At 71.9% G+C, this 16,691-nt stretch carries 9 protein-coding genes; 7 read left to right on the top strand and 2 right to left on the bottom strand.

Going from position 1 to position 16,691, the window contains the following annotated elements:
* Positions 1-384: 384 nt before the first annotated feature.
* A complete protein-coding gene (locus ACZ4UU_RS20485) occupies positions 385-1,593 on the bottom strand; it encodes a nucleotide sugar dehydrogenase (RefSeq protein WP_471904822.1) in 1,209 nt (402 codons plus the stop codon).
* 263 nt (positions 1,594-1,856) lie between these two features.
* On the opposite strand from ACZ4UU_RS20485, the gene ACZ4UU_RS20480 reads away from it, so the two are divergent.
* Positions 1,857-3,563: a glycerol-3-phosphate dehydrogenase/oxidase gene (locus ACZ4UU_RS20480; RefSeq protein ID WP_471904821.1), complete on the top strand. Its 1,707-nt coding sequence runs from the start codon at positions 1,857-1,859 to the stop codon at positions 3,561-3,563.
* Positions 3,564-3,630: 67 nt separating this feature from the next.
* On the opposite strand, the gene ACZ4UU_RS20475 is transcribed toward ACZ4UU_RS20480, so the two are convergent.
* A complete protein-coding gene (locus tag ACZ4UU_RS20475; protein WP_471905089.1) occupies positions 3,631-4,716 on the bottom strand; it encodes a serine hydrolase domain-containing protein in 1,086 nt (361 codons plus the stop codon).
* A 210-nt stretch (positions 4,717-4,926) separates the two neighbouring features.
* Between ACZ4UU_RS20475 and ACZ4UU_RS20470 the strand changes: the two genes are divergently transcribed.
* The 6 genes from ACZ4UU_RS20470 (at position 4,927) to ACZ4UU_RS20445 (ending at position 16,582) form a co-directional block, all read left to right on the top strand.
* The gene (locus ACZ4UU_RS20470) at positions 4,927-7,068 is read left to right on the top strand and encodes a serine/threonine-protein kinase (RefSeq protein WP_471904820.1); all 2,142 of its coding nucleotides are present in this window, start codon (positions 4,927-4,929) and stop codon (positions 7,066-7,068) included.
* Positions 7,069-7,253: 185 nt separating this feature from the next.
* Complete coding sequence (locus ACZ4UU_RS20465; protein ID WP_471904819.1) at positions 7,254-9,881, top strand: protein kinase; 2,628 nt, start codon at positions 7,254-7,256, stop codon at positions 9,879-9,881.
* 162 nt (positions 9,882-10,043) lie between these two features.
* Entirely contained in the window at positions 10,044-11,768 is a 1,725-nt protein-coding gene (locus ACZ4UU_RS20460) for a serine/threonine-protein kinase (protein WP_471904818.1), read from the top strand.
* A gap of 97 nt (positions 11,769-11,865) precedes the next feature.
* Positions 11,866-13,002 carry a serine/threonine-protein kinase gene (locus tag ACZ4UU_RS20455; RefSeq protein ID WP_471905088.1) on the top strand — a complete coding sequence of 379 codons (1,137 nt, stop codon included), beginning with the start codon at positions 11,866-11,868 and terminating at the stop codon, positions 13,000-13,002.
* Between the two features lie 92 nt (positions 13,003-13,094).
* Positions 13,095-14,753, top strand: coding sequence for a serine/threonine-protein kinase (locus tag ACZ4UU_RS20450; protein WP_471904817.1), 1,659 nt, complete (start codon positions 13,095-13,097; stop codon positions 14,751-14,753).
* A gap of 38 nt (positions 14,754-14,791) precedes the next feature.
* On the top strand, positions 14,792-16,582 hold the full coding sequence (locus ACZ4UU_RS20445) for a serine/threonine-protein kinase (RefSeq protein WP_471904816.1): 1,791 nt from the start codon (positions 14,792-14,794) through the stop codon (positions 16,580-16,582).
* Positions 16,583-16,691: the final 109 nt, after the last annotated feature.

Here is a 16,691-nt window from a genome sequence, read left to right as displayed (position 1 = left end):
GGACGTCACCGCAAGCCCACTCGCTGGGACCGGATCCGTCTGCGGATGGTGAAGTGCCGGAGGAGGTGGATCTTGCGGATTTTCGGATGGTGAGCGACCGCCCCTATGGACATTAGGGGCGGGCACTCCGTGAACCATCCTGGAGCCTGCCGCAGACGCCCTCTGCGGTGGGCTCCACCTTTTTGTACGGTACTGGATCCGCTGTCCGGCGGCACAGTACCGGTGAGCGACCGCCCCTACAGACACTAGGGGCGGGCACTCCGTGAACCATCCTGGAGCCTGCCGCAGTGCTCGCTGCGGTGGGCTCCACCTTTTGTACGGTACCGAAGCCGGCGGATCGTACGCCACCAGCCTCGGAGGCACAGCCGCCCCCACGCGCCCCCGTCACAACCGATGCGCCGCCCCCGTGGGCGTAGCCCCCCGTGTGTCCAGCAGCAGCTGTGCCTTCACGGACAGCCCCTGAAGGTCGTACCGGCGATGCTGCTGGAGCAGGATCGTCAGGTCGGCGTCGGCGGCGGCCTCATAGAGGGAGTCCGCGCGGGGGACCGGGCGGTCGAGGACGTTCCACGACGGGATGTGCGGGTCGTGGTAGCTGATGGAGGCGCCGAGCCGCATCAGGCGGACCGCGACCTCCTCGGCGGGGGTGGACTGCTGGTCGGCGAGGTCGGGCTTGTAGGTGACGCCGAGGAGGAGGATGCGGGCGGCGCGCACGGACTTGCCGTGTTCGTTGAGGAGGGCGGCGGCGCGCTGGACGACGTACTGGGGCATCTGGCTGTTGACCTGCTGGGCCAGTTCGACCATGCGCAGGGTGCGGCCCGCGTGGGCGGTGAGGTCCTGCGGGACGGCGTGGCCGCCGACGCCGGGGCCGGGGCGGAAGGCCTGGAAGCCGAACGGCTTGGTCTCGGCGCAGCGGATGACGTCCCACAGGTCGACGCCCAAGTCGTGGCAGAGGACGGCCATTTCGTTGACGAGGGCGATGTTGACGTGCCGGAAGTTGGTCTCCAGGACCTGCACGGTCTCCGCCTCGCGCGGGCCACGCGCGCGTACCACCTTGTCGGTGAGACGGCCGTAGAAGGCGGCGGCCGACTCGGTGCACGCGGACGTGAGGCCGCCGATCACCTTGGGGGTGTTGGCGGGGGTGAAGTGGTGGTTGCCGGGGTCGACGCGGCTGGGGGAGTAGGCCAGGTGGAAGTCGCGGCCGGCGCGCATGCCCGAGCCCTCTTCGAGGAGTGGACGCAGAACGTTCTCAGTGGTGCCCGGGGGGACGGGGGACTCCAGGATCACGGTGGTGTGCGGCCGCATCCGTTCGGCCAGCGTGCGGGCGGCCGCCTCCACCTGGCTGAGGTCGAGCCCGCCGTCCGCGCCGGGCGGGGTGGGCGCGCAGATGACGGCGGTGCGTACGCGGCCGAGCTCGGCGGGGCTGGTGGCGTGCCGGAAGCCCCCCGAGAGCATCCGGCGCAGTTCCGCGGGGCTGAGGGAGGCGGCCTCGGGCCCGGTCCGGTAACCGAGCGTGGGGATGCCGGCCGCGACGGCGGCCTTGGCCAGCGGCAGGCCGTACGGGCCGAGTCCGATGACGGCGAGATCTGCGGGCATGGCGTTGGCCGTCCTTCCCAGTAACCGAAGTGGAGCAGGTGCGCAAGCCCTGTGGACAGATCGAGGGAGCGCAATGTCAGACTAGGAGTAAATATGACCGATTTGCTGCATTGAATGATCGCGTTTCCAGGAGTGTTGTCCACAGGCTGGGGGCGCGTGGTGGCTGAACTCGGGCAACCCGGTCAGAATTTTGGGCATGGGGGGTACGAAGCGGGCTTCGCCCGACGGGTGCGGCCTACGCGACCGATGAGCGGGAGGCAGCGGTGAGGACAGCGACACTGGGGCCGGCGGAGCGCGCCGAGTCACTCGCAGCAATGGCCGAGCGCGAGCTGGACCTACTGGTCGTGGGCGCCGGCGTCGTGGGCGCGGGCACCGCCCTCGACGCGGCGACCCGGGGACTGTCCACCGGCCTGGTCGAGGCCCGTGACTGGGCGTCGGGCACCTCCAGCAGGTCCAGCAAGCTGATCCACGGCGGCCTGCGCTATCTGGAGATGCTCGATTTCGCCCTCGTGCGCGAGGCGTTGAAGGAACGCGGACTGCTGGTCTCGCGGCTGGCCCCGCACCTGGTGAAACCGGTCCCCTTCCTCTACCCGCTCCAGTACAAGGGCTGGGAGCGCCTGTACGCCGGCTCCGGCGTCCTGCTCTACGACGTCATGTCGATGGCCCGCGGCCACGGCAGGGGCATGCCCCTGCACCGGCACCTGAGCCGCCGTCACGCGCTGCGCATCGCCCCCGCACTGAAGAAGGACGCACTGGTCGGCGCGCTTCAGTACTACGACGCCCAGATGGACGACGCCCGCTATGTGGCCACCCTCGTGCGCACGGCGGCGGCCTACGGGGCGAAGGTCGCCAACCGCGCGCGCGTGACCGGGTTCCTGCGCGAGGGCGAGCGGGTCGTCGGCGCCCGGGTGCAGGACGTCGAGGCGGGCGGGGAGTACGAGATCCGCGCCAAGCAGATCGTCAACGCCACCGGTGTGTGGACCGACGACACCCAGTCGATGGTGGGGGAGCGCGGACAGTTCCATGTGCGCGCCTCCAAGGGCATTCACCTGGTCGTACCCAAGGACCGCATCCACTCCACGACAGGGCTGATCCTGCGCACCGAGAAGTCGGTGCTGTTCGTCATCCCCTGGGGCCGGCACTGGATCGTCGGCACCACCGACACCGACTGGGACCTCGACAAGGCGCACCCGGCCGCGTCCAGCGCGGACATCGACTACCTGCTGGAACACGTGAACTCGGTGCTCGCGGTGCCGCTGACCCGCGACGACGTGGAGGGCGTGTACGCGGGCCTGCGGCCACTGCTCGCCGGCGAGTCGGACGCCACCAGCAAGCTGTCGCGCGAGCACACCGTGGCCCACCCCGTGCCCGGGCTCGTCGTCGTGGCGGGGGGCAAGTACACGACGTACCGGGTGATGGCCAAGGACGCGGTGGACGCGGCGGTGCACGGGCTCGACATGCGTGTGGCCGAGTGCGTCACGGAAGACATTCCGCTGCTGGGCGCGGAGGGATATCGGGCGCTGTGGAACGCGCGTGCGCGGATCGCGGCGCGGACGGGCATTCATGTGGTGCGCGTGGAGCACCTGTTGAACCGGTACGGCTCGCTCGCCGAGGAGCTGCTCGAACTCATCGCCGCCGACCCCACGCTGGGCGAGCCCCTGCAGTCCGCCGACGACTATCTGCGCGCCGAGATCGTCTACGCCGCCTCGCACGAGGGGGCACGGCACCTGGACGACGTGCTGACGCGGCGTACGCGCATCTCCATCGAGACGTTCGACCGGGGGACGCGGTGCGCGCGTGAGGCGGCCGAGCTGATGGCGCCGGTGCTGGGCTGGGACAAGGACCACATCGAGCGCGAGATCCAGCACTACGAGAAGCGGGTGGAGGCCGAGCGGGAGTCGCAGCGGCAGCCGGACGACCTGACGGCGGACGCGGCGCGGTTGGGGGCGCCGGACATCGTGCCGCTGTAGGGCTCCCACGGGAACGTCACTCGAACGGGTGGCGGAAGTTGGGATCTCCGCTCGAACCCCGGCCGTTCTACATGGTGCGAGGGCAGAACTCGGCAGCGAGCAGCCGGGGTTCGAGACCGGGATCCGCTATCGCCGTCGTGTTCACCCGGAAGGTCAGGACACGACGACCGCCGACGGTGGCCGCGGAGCGCACGTAGCTGCCGGAGATGCGCCCGTTGTGCCCCCAGACGACGGTGCCGCAGGGCAGTTTCAGGGGAAAGAGCCCCATGCCGTACGAGCCATGTGCGGCACGGGTGTCGAGCATCTCGCGCAGCCAGCGCGGGGGCAGCAGTCGGCCGCCGAGCAGCGCGGCGTAGAAGCGGTCGAGGTCGGCGAGCGTGGTCACCAGCTCGCCCGAGGCGCCGGCCACCCGCGGGTCGAGTTCGGTGACATCGGTCCCGTCGGTGGCGTAGGCGCGGCCGTGCGGAGCGGGCAGAGAGGTGCGGGAGCCGGGGAAGGAGGTGCCGGTCAGACCCAGCGGAGCGATGACGCGGCGCTCGGTCTCGGTGGCGTAGGAGCGGCCGGTGACGTGCTCGACGACCAGGCCGAGCAGGACGTAGTTGGTGTTCGAGTAGGAGAAGGTGCCGGGTTCGGCAGAGGGGTGGGTGAGCGCGATGCGCACGGCCTGAAGCGGTGTGAGGGGGACGGCGCCCCCGGTCGCGGCGGTGTAGTCGTACAGGCCGCTGGTGTGGGTCAGCAGGGCACGAAGGGTCAGCGCGCGCCCGTCGTCGCCCGCCCCGCGCACCAGGCCCGGCAGGTACCGCTCCACCGGGTCGGAGAGCGACAGCCGTCGCTCGGCGGCCAGTTGCAGGACGACCGTCGCGATGAAGGACTTGGTGATGCTGCCGGCGCGGAAGTGGTCGGCGCGGGCGATGCCCTGGCCTGCGTCGGCGTAATGGGTACCGGTCGGCTCGCGGGCCAGCAGGGCCGCGGCGGGGGCCTTGCCCCGGGTGAGCAGCCGTGGCAGCAGGGAGTCCGTCGCCTGTGCCGTGGCGGACGACGAGGCGGTGCGGGTCGAGGAGGGGGTGGAGGACAGACCGAGGAGTGCCGGGGCCACCAGGCCGAGAAGCGTCAGGGCCACGGGCAGGGCCACCAGTGTCCGGAGCAGGGGCATCGCCGGTCGTGCCATGCGGGTTCCTTCCCTTGTCGCGGCTCATCATGCCGGTCAAGCGGAACGCGCGATTCACCGGCCCTCGGGTGCGTCCTGCCATGAGGGCGTGCGCCGTGCGGCCGGGTGGCGGGGCCATGGGCACCCTGGGCGTCGGGCACTTGTCGGGTGAGAGACAATGGAGGCTCTGTCAGGGCGGGTTGTATGAGGGGACGCATGTCGGAGGCGGAGCGGGCGGGGACATCTCGTCAGGACACTCGTCAGGACGACCGCGAGCGTCTCCTCGCGGGGCGGTACCGGCTGGGCGGAGTGCTCGGCAGGGGCGGCATGGGCACGGTGTGGCGTGCCGTCGACGAGACTCTCGGACGGACCGTCGCCGTCAAGGAGCTGCGGTTCCCATCGAACATCGACGAGGAGGAGAAGCGGCGGCTGATCACGCGCACCCTGCGTGAGGCGAAGGCGATCGCGCGGATCCGCAACAACAGTGCCGTGACGGTGTTCGACGTGGTCGACGAGGACGACCGGCCGTGGATCGTGATGGAACTCGTCGAGGGCAAGTCGCTCGCCGAGGTCATCCGCGAGGACGGCCTCCTGGAACCCAAGCGGGCGGCCGAGGTGGGCCTCGCCGTGCTCGACGTGCTGCGGTCCGCGCACCGCGAGGGCATCCTGCACCGTGATGTGAAGCCGTCGAACGTCCTGCTGGAGTCCGACACCGACCGGGTCGTGCTCACCGACTTCGGTATCGCCCAGGTCGAGGGCGACCCCTCCATCACCTCGACCGGCATGCTCGTCGGCGCGCCCTCCTACATCTCCCCGGAGCGGGCCCGCGGTCACAAGCCGGGCCCCGCAGCCGACCTGTGGTCGCTGGGCGGGTTGTTGTACGCGTCGGTCGAGGGCACCCCGCCGTACGACAAGGGATCCGCCATCGCCACGCTCACCGCGGTGATGACCGAGCCGTTGGAGGAACCGAAGAACGCGGGACCGCTGAAGGACGTCATCTACGGGCTGCTCACCAAGGACCCCGAGAAGCGGCTCGACGACGCCGGTGCGCGGGCGATGCTCAACGCCGTCATCCACGCGCCCGCGCCCAAGGCCGAGCCGGAGCCGGCGGACGCGACGAAGGTCGTGCCGTTGCCGCCGCAGCCCGGCACACCCGAGGGCAAGGGCCGTTCGAGTTCCGGGTCCGAGAGAAAGCGGGGCGAGGAGGCCGGGGAGCGGTTGCGCGGGGCGCTGCGTTCCGTGCGGAAGGCCGCGGCGGGTGCCGGGGCCGGGGTGGCCGCACCTCGTACCAAGTCCGAGGGTGAGACGGCCGTTTCGGAGTCCGGTGCGGCGTCCACGGGAGTGGGCGGGGCCGGGGCGTCGTCGAAGGCCGGGGGTTCGGCTTCGGGTCGGGCTACCGGGGCCGCGGCGGCGGGGGCTGCTGGCGGTTCAGGTGCCGGTGCCAGTACTGGCGACTCTTCCGGGTCCGGGGCCGGTACTGGTGGCGGGGCCGGGGAGCGGGATACGGAGTCGGTGAAGGGGCAGAGCGGGGGCCGGAGTTCCGGGTGGCCCGTGATGACGCCACCGGATCTGCCGCCGCGGCCGGTGCCGAGGGCGCCGCTCACCGATGTGGTGCCGAAGCGGACGCTGGTGGTCATCGCGGTGGCCGTGGCGCTGGTCGTGCTCGGCGTGGTGCTTGCCCTCACGCTCGGCGACGACGGCGACTCGAATTCATCGGCGAACGGCGGGGGCAAGGCGTCCGCCAAGGCGAGCGCCAGTGCCGACACCAAAACGGACGAGAACGGCGGCACGCGGGCGGACGGAGAGAAATCGGCGTCCGCGACGACCGGGTCGGGATCCGGCGCGGCGGAGACCGGGAAGACGCCGAGCGCCGACGCGAGCGCGACCGGCGGGAGCGGTGCCGAGGCCGGGTCCGGGGGCGACAGCAAGGTCGCGTCGACCCACGAGGGGGACCAGGGGTACTCGATCGGGCTGCCCGAGGGGTGGGAGTTCCAGTCCTCGGGGTCGGCGGGCGACCGGTTCACCGGGCCCGACGGGCAGAGGCTGCTCGTCGCCTGGACGTCCACGCCGAAGGGTGACCCGGTGACGGACTGGAAGAACCAGGAGCGGGGCATGGTCCGCTCGCAGTACAAGCGGATCCGTATAGAGGAGGTGGACTATCGCGGTTGGAACACGGCCGACTGGGAGTTCACCTATGTCGAGGGCGGCACGAAGTACCGCACGATCGACCGTGGGTTCGTGGTGAACGACCATCTCGGGCATGCGCTGATGTACACGGCGAAAGCTTCGAATTGGGACAGTGGGCTGCGCAAGGACACCTGGAAGACGCTGACGGAATCGTTCAAGCCGAAGTCGTGAAGTGAGCGGAATTCGGTTTGGGCTCGCGAGGGCCGGGATCGGGCCGTGAGATCCGGCAACCCCGCTTTGCGAGTTGCCTCCGGCACGTATCGTGAATGCTTGCGGACCGTACGCATTTGGTCGTGCGTCCGGAACGGGACGCAAGGCGAACGGAATTGACCAACCGGGCGGCCGGGGGAGGCAACGTGGACGACTATGCGGGTCGGGTGCTCGCCGACCGCTACCGCCTGCCGCTGCCGCCCTCCGACGAGTACGAACTCACCGAGACCCGCGCCTTCGACACCTACAGCGGGCAGGAAGTCCTGGTCCGGCAGGTGCCGTTGCCGGAGGTCGTCGAGGCGGAGGTGCTGGACGCCGAGGGGCTGCCCGACGGGTTCATGGCACGGGAGACGCGGGAGCGCGGGGCGGGGCGGCGTTCCTCGTCCCGGGCGAGTACGCGCCGGCCCAGCGACCCCGCCGTGCGGCGGGCGGTCGAGGCGGCGCAGGCCGCGGCGCGGATCCCCGACCATCCACGGCTGGACCAGGTCTTCGACGTCTTCGCCGAGGGCGGTTCCTTGTGGATAGTGAGTGAGTTCGTGGCCGCGCGCCCGCTGGCCGCACTGCTCGCCGAGAAACCGCTGACGCCGTATCGCGCGGCCGAGGTCGCCTCCGACGTCCTCATGGCGCTGCGGGTGCTGCACGCGCACGGCTGGGTCCACCGGAACATCACCGCCCGCACGGTGCTCGTCTGCGACGACGGCCGGGTGATGCTCACCGGGCTCGCGGTGGGGGCCGCGGAGGAGGCGCTGTGCGGGTATGACCCGGTGCCGGCCGAGGACGGTGACTCGGACGGGAGCGAGGGCGACGCGTCGAGGACGTTCGGTGGCGGCCCTGGCGGTGCGGGGGCAGCCGTGCCTCCCGGTCCGCGCGCGGGTGAGCCGGCGATCGGCGGACCCGGAGCGGCCGGCGCCGACCCCGAGGCCGCCCGGCGTGCCGCCATCGAGGCACGTGCGGCCGGAGCGCTGCCGGTGCCCGCGGCCGAAGCGGGTACCGGAACCGAGGCGCCGGGTGGGGCAGCCCCGCGCGGCGCCCCGGAAACCGGCGGGGACATCAGGGCCGCGCGGGCCGGTGCCATCGCCGCGTACCGGGCTGGTGCCCGAGCCGCGGCCCGGGTGCAGGAGACACAGAACGCACGCGCCGCTTTGCCCGGCTCCCGCCCGGCCCCCGAGGACGGCCCCGCCGCCCTGGCCAACGGCGCGGCGCAACAGCCGTACGGCTCCGGCAACGGCACCGCCACGCCCCCGGGCCGGATCGCCGACCCGTACGGCGTACAGCCCCCCTCCTGGCCCGGCGCCGCACCCCGAAGCGGGGCACCCGGCGCACCGACGGACGACGGACGCGGCCGTACGGCCCTTCCCCCGGCCGTCCCGGGCGCCCACCCCGGTGGCCTCGGCGCCCCTGCGGGCACCCCCGCGCAGGGCGTCCCCGTCGACGGCCCCGCCCCCCGTCCCCCGGCCCGCTGGGACGACCTCGTGACCGGTGCCCCCGCTCACCGTGGCCCCACCACCGCGCTCGCCGCGGAGCGGGCGCGGCAGGCGCGGATGGCTGTCGTCGGGCCGGTGACCGAGCGGTGGGCGCCGGAGCAGGCCGGACCCGTGCATGAGAACTGGCAGCTCGCCGCGCCGATCGGGCCCGCGACCGACCTGTGGGCTCTCGGCGCGCTGCTCTTCCGGGCCGTGCAGGGGCATGCGCCGTATCCGGAGGAGTCGACGGCCGAGCTCGTGCAGATGGTGTGCGCGGAGCCGCCCGCCTTCGCCGAGGAGTGCGGGCCGCTCAGGCCGGTCGTGGAGTCGCTGCTGCGTCAGGACCCCACCGAGCGACTCGACTTCGAGGAGCTGCGGGGCTGGCTGCGCTCGCTCGTACGGTCCGCGCCCGAGCCGGAGGCCGGCACGCATGTCGTCCCTGCCCCGCCGGTCGACCCCAACCGGCTGCCGATCGTGCGGCGCCGGGGCGAGCTGGTGCGCAGGCGGCGGGCCGGGCTGCCCGCGCATCACGGGCGGCACAAGCGGGCCAGACGGGAGACGGAGCATTCGCCCCGCAGGCTCGGGCGCACGTTGCTGGTGCTGGTGCTGCTCGGGATGGCCGCGGCCATCGCGTACGCCATGCTGTTCATGCCGAAGACCGACCAGGGCGACGGCGCCACGGCCGACCCCGGCCGCACCGGCGCCGCGGGCCAGGCCGGCGGGGCGGAACCCGAGCAGTCCGCCGAGGCGAGCAGCGAGCCGCGGCCCGAGCAGACGTCACCGGGGTCCGGCAACGACCCCTCGGAGTCGGCCGGTTCGACCGAGACGCAGACCAACAGCCCCGACGACCCCGACGTCCCGGACGGATTCACCCTGCGCAAGGACACGGCCGGATTCCAGATCGCCGTCGCCAACGGATGGAACCGCACCCCGGAGAACGGGCGCGGGCAGGTCGTGTACTCGCACGGCGACTTCGACCTCATCGTCGTGGCGGGCCGGGACACCGCGGACCAGTACGGCAGCGACCCGATGGTCTACCAGCGGGAGCACGAGCGGGAGTTGCAGCCGTACCGCGACTCCAGCTGGGCCTCCTCCGGCGGGCTGAAGACCATTCAGGTCGGTGAGCGGGTCATGGCCGAGGGGCAGTTCACCTGGACCGACGACCAGGGGCGCGAGCTGTTCGTGCGCAATGTCGCGATCCTGATCGACGGGCGGTACCACGTGGTGCAGGTGCGCGGCCCGGATGCCGAGCGGGACGAGGTGACACGGCTGTTCGAGCAGGCGTCGGCGACGTATCAGGTCACCGGTTGATTGCGTCCGTGAACACTGGGTGACAGCCGCTCCAGGTTGCTTCCCGGCGCCGAAAGCGACAACCATCACAGTGCGGTCTCCTTGGCACCCCCGTGGTTCCGGTCGCGTCGGCAGGTCCTTAACCTGACCCTGTCAAGAGCATTGCGGGGCAACGTGAATCAGATGCAGGGCCAGCTCGTCTCGGGCCGCTACCGGCTCGCCGACGCGATCGGCAGCGGCGGTATGGGCCGGGTGTGGCGTGCGCACGATGAGGTGCTGCATCGGGCCGTCGCGATCAAGGAGCTGACCGCGGCCCTCTACGTCTCCGAGAGCGACCAGGAGCGGCTGCTCGCCCGCACCCGCGCCGAGGCCCGCGCCGCCGCGCGCATCAACCACTCCGCCGTGGTCACCGTGCACGACGTGCTGGAGCACGACGGCCGGCCGTGGATCGTGATGGAGCTGGTCGAAGGCCACTCGCTGGCCGACGCGGTCAAGGAGCAGGGACGTGTCGAGCCGGCCGAGGCCGCCCGGATCGGCCTGTGGGTGCTGCGGGCGCTGCGCGCCGCCCACTCCGCCGGCGTCCTGCACCGCGACATCAAACCCGGCAACGTCCTGCTCTCCGAGGACCGCCGCGTCCTCCTCACCGACTTCGGCATCGCCCAGATCGAGGGCGACACCACCATCACCCGCACCGGCGAGGTCGTCGGCTCGGTCGACTACCTGGCCCCCGAGCGCGTCCGCGGCCACGACCCCGGCCCCGCCTCCGACCTGTGGGCACTCGGCGCGACGCTCTACACGGCCGTCGAGGGGCGCTCGCCCTTCCGCCGCACCTCGCCGCTGGGCACCATGCAGGCCGTCGTCGAGGAGGAGGCGGCCGAGCCGCGGCACGCCGGCCCGCTCACGCCCGTGATCAGCGCCCTGCTGCGCAAGGATCCGGCCACCCGGCCCGACGCCGCCGAGGCCGAGCAGATGCTGGCCGAGGCGGCCGAGGGACGACGGCCGAACGAGGCGCAGGCCTACGTGCCGACCCAGCACACCCGCTACCAGCCGGAGCCGCGCACAGGGCCCACGTACGCCGGGGAAACCGCGCTCACCGGGGCCGCGACTGGAGCGACCGCCGCGACCGGGACGCCGTATCCGCCGATGGCGGGCTCGACTGTGATCAGCGGACCGTACGGCACCCGGGGCACTGGTCCCGGCACTGGTGCCGGCCCGGCCACCGGCGGTGGTGGCACCGGCGGCGCGCCCGGTCGGCCGCCCAGGCGCCGTCGCCGGCTGCGCACGCTCGCCCTGGTCGTCGCGCTCGCCGCGATCGTCGGCGGGGGTAGCGCGGTAGTGCTGCAGAAATGGGGGCCACAGAGCGACGACACGTCCGCCTCGACCACGCCCGACCCCACGGCGAGCGAGTCACCGAGCCCGGATGCCGACGCCCCCGCGTCCTGGGTCCCCTACAAGGATCCGCTGGGCTTCACCCTCTACCTGCCCAAGGGCTGGAAGCGGGAAGTGGTCGGCAAGGAGTTCGACGGCCTCCAGCAGGTCGACTACACGCCCGACGGCGGTGAGCACTTCGTCCGTATCGCCGTCGACACCTCGCCCGACTTCGCGAACGCCTACGACCACCAGCGGGATCTGGAACAGCAGTTGAGCGGGAAGCTGGTCGACTACAGGACCGAGTACCTGAAGACGGACCTCTACCGCGACCGCGAGGGCTCCCTGTGGGAGTACACCTGGACCGCGCTGGCCAAGGACACACCCTTCCCCGGGCCGCGCCGGGCCATCGACCAGGCGTACATCGACCGGGACGGCACGGAGTACGCGATCTACATGTCCGCGCCCGAGTCGGACTGGGCGGTCACGCGCAAGCAGTTCACGTCGGTCCTCCAGCGCTGGCGGACGAGCGGATCCTGAGGGTCCGCACGGACCGTCGAGCGGCTTTTGAAACCCTTTGCTCCTTTGCAGAGTTGGCCGATCGGCGCCCCGGAGTCGATCCATCCGGTGCTGCATGATGGGGCGCATGGGGACCGAGGGTGCCAACTTCCGTGTGATCGCGGGGCGTTACCGCCTTGAGGCGCAGCTCGGTCGCGGCGGCATGGGCGTCGTGTGGCGGGCGACCGACCAGTTGCTCGGACGGCAGGTGGCCGTCAAGGAGCTCCCCCTTGACGAGACCCTCTCCGCGGCCGAGGCCCGGCGCCAGCGCGCCCGTACACTGCGCGAGGCCCAGGCGGTGGCGCAGCTGAGCCACCCGCACGTCATCGTCGTCCACGACATCCTGGAGGACGACGAACGCCCGTACATCGTCATGGAGTTGGTCGACGGGGACTCCCTGGCCGACCGGATCGCGGCGCACGGGCCGGTCGACGCGCACGAGGCCGCCCGGATCGGCGTCGACCTGCTGAGCGCGCTGCGCACGGCCCACGCCGCCGGGGTCCTGCACCGGGACATCACACCGGCCAACGTGCTCATCGAGGACGGCACCGACCGTGTCGTCCTCACCGACTTCGGTATCGCCCAGGTGCCGGGCACGTCGACGCTCACCGAGTCCGGGGCCTTCGTGGGCTCGCCCGAGTACACCGCGCCGGAGCGGATGTCCGGGTCCAGGACCGGTCCCGCCGCCGACCTGTGGTCCGTGGGCGCGTTGCTCTGCGCGGCCCTGAGCGGCGAATCGCCGTTCCGGCGCGACTCGTTGAGCGGCACCGTGCTCGCGGTGGTGTCCGACGAGATACGTCCGCCCGCGCAGGCCGCGCCGATTCTGGCCGTCGTGGCGGGGTTGCTGGAACGGGACCCCGGGCGGCGACTGGACGCGGCGGGGGCCGAGCGGATGCTGCGGGAGTTCCTGGCGACGGGGAGTGCGCCCGTGGTGAAACGGTTCAGCAGTGCGGGACGCTCCTACTCGCCGCGCAGCGCTCTGGCCACCGTACTGCTGGTCGCCGCGATGGCTGTGGCGGGGGTGTCGGCGGCGGCGCTGCTGGTGAACGGGGGCGGCGACGGGGGTGTGGTGCCGACGAGTCCCGGTACCGCGAGTCCCGGCACCCCGAGCCCCTCGACGAAACCCGCCACCCCGACCCCCTCCAGCACACCGGGCACGCCCAGCGCGTCGCCCTCGTCCGCCTTCTCGAGCCCCGCCCCCGCCAACTCTGAATAAACGGTAGATAAGCGGCGATCCGAGTCACGGCTCTGTGACTGGAAACCATTCGTGCTGGATGTCGAACCGCTTGCCGCGATATTGATGGACGCATGAGCAACAACGGGGGAGTCCCTTACCGATCCGGCGAGCCGACGAGTTTCGAACTGCAACCTCCGCAGCCGAACCTGCCCCCGGCCGCCCCCCACCCGGACAACCCGTACGCGACGCCCACCCCGTCCCCCCCGTCCACCCCGTCCGTCCCGTCCGCCGCGCCCACCCCGGACCCCGGCACCGGACGCCTCATAGCTGGTCGATACCGGCTGCTCGCCAAGCTCGGGCACGGCGGCATGGGCACCGTCTGGCGGGCCAAGGACGAGACGGTGGACCGCGAGGTCGCCGTCAAGGAGCCTCGCGTACCGGATCACCTTCCCGAACGCGAACGTGCCAACGCGTTCGAGCGCATGCGTCGGGAGGCGCGCGCCGCGGCCCGGCTCGACCATCCCGCGGTCGTGAACGTGCATGACGTCGCCGTCGTGGACGGCCGGCCGTGGATCGTGATGGAACTGGTCCAGGGCCGCTCGCTGGGCGACGCCCTCCAGGAGGGCACCCTCGGGGCCCGGGACACGGCGAGAATCGGCCTCGAAGTGCTCGGCGCGCTGGAGGCGGCGCACGCGGCGGGCATCCTGCACCGCGACGTGAAGCCGGACAACGTCATGCTCGGCCGCCACGACCGTGTGGTCCTCACCGACTTCGGTATCGCCCAGATCGAGGGCGAGACCAACCTGACCGACACCGGCGGCTTCGTCGGCTCGCCCGAGTACATCGCGCCGGAGCGTGTGCTGGGCCAGCGGCCCGGCCCGGCCAGCGACCTGTGGTCCCTCGGCGTCGTCCTGTACGCGGCGTCGGAGGGCGTCTCGCCGTTCCGCCGCAGCAACACCCCTGCGACCCTCCAGTCCGTCCTGAACGCCACGCCCGCGGCGCCCGCCGCCGCGCAGGGCCCGCTCGCCGAGGCCATCAACGGCCTCCTCCAGAAGGACCCGGCGCGCCGCCCCAACGCCGCGCAGACGCGTGCGCTGCTGGAACAGGCCGCCAATCCGCCGGTGCAGGCCGCCACCCAGGTCGTACGGATACCCGAGAGCGTCAAGAAGGGCATCGTGCTGGGGCCCAGGACGCTGCTCGGCATCGGTGCGGCGGTGGTCGCCGGGGCGGTGGCGGCGTATCTGGTGGTCGCCGATCCGTTCGCGGGGCCGTTGCCGGACGGCTGGAATGTCCGTGAGGAGAAGTCTCTCGGCGCCTCCCTCGCGGTGCCGGACGGCTACAAGCGGGCCGTGCCAGAGAAGACGGACGACGACGACTGGGTCACGTACACCGACGAGAGCGGCGCCATCTGGGTCGGCCTGAGACTGGACAAGAAGGCGGAGGACACCAGCAGCGACATCGCCGACTCCGCCGCCGCCGAGATGTACGACGACAACAGCGACTTCAAGGAAGGCAGGGTCTACGACCTCGGCATGGCCGAGGGCGCGAAGACCAAGACCGACGGCGAGACCACGTACCAGGGCAAGCCGGCCGCCGAGAACACCGTCACCTACACCACCAACGACAGCCAGAACCCGCGCCCGCGCGAGATGAGGATCTTCTACTACAAGACCTCCGCGGGAGACATGTACAAGCTCAGCATCAACTACCCCGGCAAGGGCGACTTCACCGACCGCGGTCGTGAGGTGGCGCGGACGGCCATCGCGAACCTGGACATCGGCACGCTCTGAACTGGCCAAGGGCCGGTCCCGCAAGGTAGGCATGGGACATGAGCAACGACGGGGGCGGCGCCGGACCCAACGGGCGTGTGATCGGCGGGCGTTACCGCCTGATCGAGCGCATCGGCTCCGGGGGCATGGGCACCGTCTGGCGGGCGTACGACGAACTCGTGGGCCGCGAAGTCGCCGTCAAACAGCCGAGGTTGCCCGGAGATCCGGAGGACGCCGCCCATCAGCGCGCCGCGCACCGGCTCCACCGTGAGGCCCGCGCCGCCGCCCGCGTCGAGCATCCGGCCGCCGTCTCCATCCACGACGTGGTCGTGGACGAGGACGGACTGCCCTGGATCGTCATGGAACTGGTCCGCGGCGAATCCCTGCACGAGGTCCTGCGGCGCGGCCCGGTGGAGGCGACCGAGGCCGCCCGCATCGGCCTCGCCGTCCTCGGCGCCCTGCGCGCCGCGCACGCCGTCGGCATCGTCCACCGCGACGTCAAGCCGGCCAACGTGCTGCTCGGCGCGCACGACCGTGTCGTCCTCACCGACTTCGGCATCGCCCACATCCAGGGCGAGGAGTCCCTCACCGTCAGCGGCGAGTTCGTCGGCTCCCTGGAGTTCATCGCCCCCGAGCGGATGTCCGGCCGCGGCGCCGGCCCCGCCTCCGACCTGTGGTCGCTGGGCGTTCTCCTGTACGCCGCGGTGGAAGGCTGGTCCCCCTTCCGCCGTACGACCCTGGAGTCCACGCTGGCCGCGATCCTCGCCGCCGATCCGCCCGAGCTGAAGCAGGCGGGACCGCTGGGCACGCTGATCGTGCGACTGCTGGCGAAGGACCCCGGGCAGCGGCCCGGCACGGACGAGGTCGAGGCGGTGCTGGAGGCGCTGACGGAGGGGTGGCCGGTGCCGGTGCCCTCCGGCGGTGCGGCCGGAACGGGGCCACAGGACGCCTCGGGACTGCGGGAGTTCGCCGAGGACTCGGGGACCGTACGGCTGGGAGGCGCCGCGGCGGGCGGGTCGGCGGACGAGCCGACGCCGAAGCCGATGCGGGAGCCGACAGCCGAGGAGGCGCCGGAGCCGACAGCCGAGCCGACCACCACGGCGACGTCCGGCTCCCCACTCGGCCCGCCATCCGACTCCACGTCCGGCCGCCCCACCCCCACCCCCGATCCCGCATCCAGCACCGCCTCGATCCCGACCGGCAAGGGGCGCCGCTCCCTCCTGCGTCCCCTTCCCGTGGCGGTCCTGGGTGCCCTTCTTGTCGGCGGCACCTGGTTCGCGACCTCCTCCTTCTTCGTCGACAAGCGCGACGACCCCAAGGAGATGAACCCCGTCCACACCTCGGCTCCCCTGACCCCCGCCACCACACCCACCCCCAGCCCTACCGCCTCCGCCGGCGCCTGGACCGAGCATCGGGAGAAGGACATGGACGCCGTCCTCTTCCTCCCCTCCGAGTACAAGGAGTTCGCGCGGGAGGGCGATGCCGCCGACCAGCCCCGCCTCGTCGTCCACGAGAACGAGGCGGGCCTCGTCCAGGTCCGCCTCACCCAGTGGGACAAGTCACCGCGACCGCTGCTGGACCAGGCACAGGAGGCGCAGGAGACCTGGGACAGCTACAACCACGACGCGAGCGGCCAGTACACACGTACGACCTTCAAGGGCTACGACGCCGTCCTCGTCGACACCACCTACGACAAGGAGGTGTCCCCGACCCGGGTCATGCAGCTGATCGTGGTCACCGGTGACGATCGCATGTTCGAGCTGCGTGTCGACATGCCCAAGGGCACGCCCTCGGAGAAGAAGGGCACCGCCGTCTTCAAGGGCGCCCGTGACCGACTCGAGATCGAGTGACCCGGCAGCATGCCAGGCAACGCCCTGATCAGCGCGTTTGTTGCCAGTGGACACTGGCGGCATGTGAGCACTCGGTGAATCCCCATTACCGACGGGTACACAAAGTCCG

It is taken from the genome of Streptomyces sp. NPDC028907, assembly GCF_055564995.1.
This window is presented reverse-complemented; position numbering and strand designations above follow the sequence as displayed.

What these genes read in the sequence shown, in the direction of transcription:
- ACZ4UU_RS20485 (WP_471904822.1), bottom strand. Translation starts at nt 1,593, where the DNA reads ATGCCCGCAGATCTCGCCGTCATCGGACTCGGCCCGTACGGCCTGCCG.
- ACZ4UU_RS20475 (WP_471905089.1), bottom strand. Translation starts at nt 4,716, where the DNA reads ATGCCCCTGCTCCGGACACTGGTGGCCCTGCCCGTGGCCCTGACGCTT.
- ACZ4UU_RS20470 (WP_471904820.1), top strand. Translation starts at nt 4,927, where the DNA reads ATGTCGGAGGCGGAGCGGGCGGGGACATCTCGTCAGGACACTCGTCAG.
- ACZ4UU_RS20460 (WP_471904818.1), top strand. Translation starts at nt 10,044, where the DNA reads ATGCAGGGCCAGCTCGTCTCGGGCCGCTACCGGCTCGCCGACGCGATC.
- ACZ4UU_RS20455 (WP_471905088.1), top strand. Translation starts at nt 11,866, where the DNA reads ATGGGGCGCATGGGGACCGAGGGTGCCAACTTCCGTGTGATCGCGGGG.
- ACZ4UU_RS20450 (WP_471904817.1), top strand. Translation starts at nt 13,095, where the DNA reads ATGAGCAACAACGGGGGAGTCCCTTACCGATCCGGCGAGCCGACGAGT.
- ACZ4UU_RS20445 (WP_471904816.1), top strand. Translation starts at nt 14,792, where the DNA reads ATGAGCAACGACGGGGGCGGCGCCGGACCCAACGGGCGTGTGATCGGC.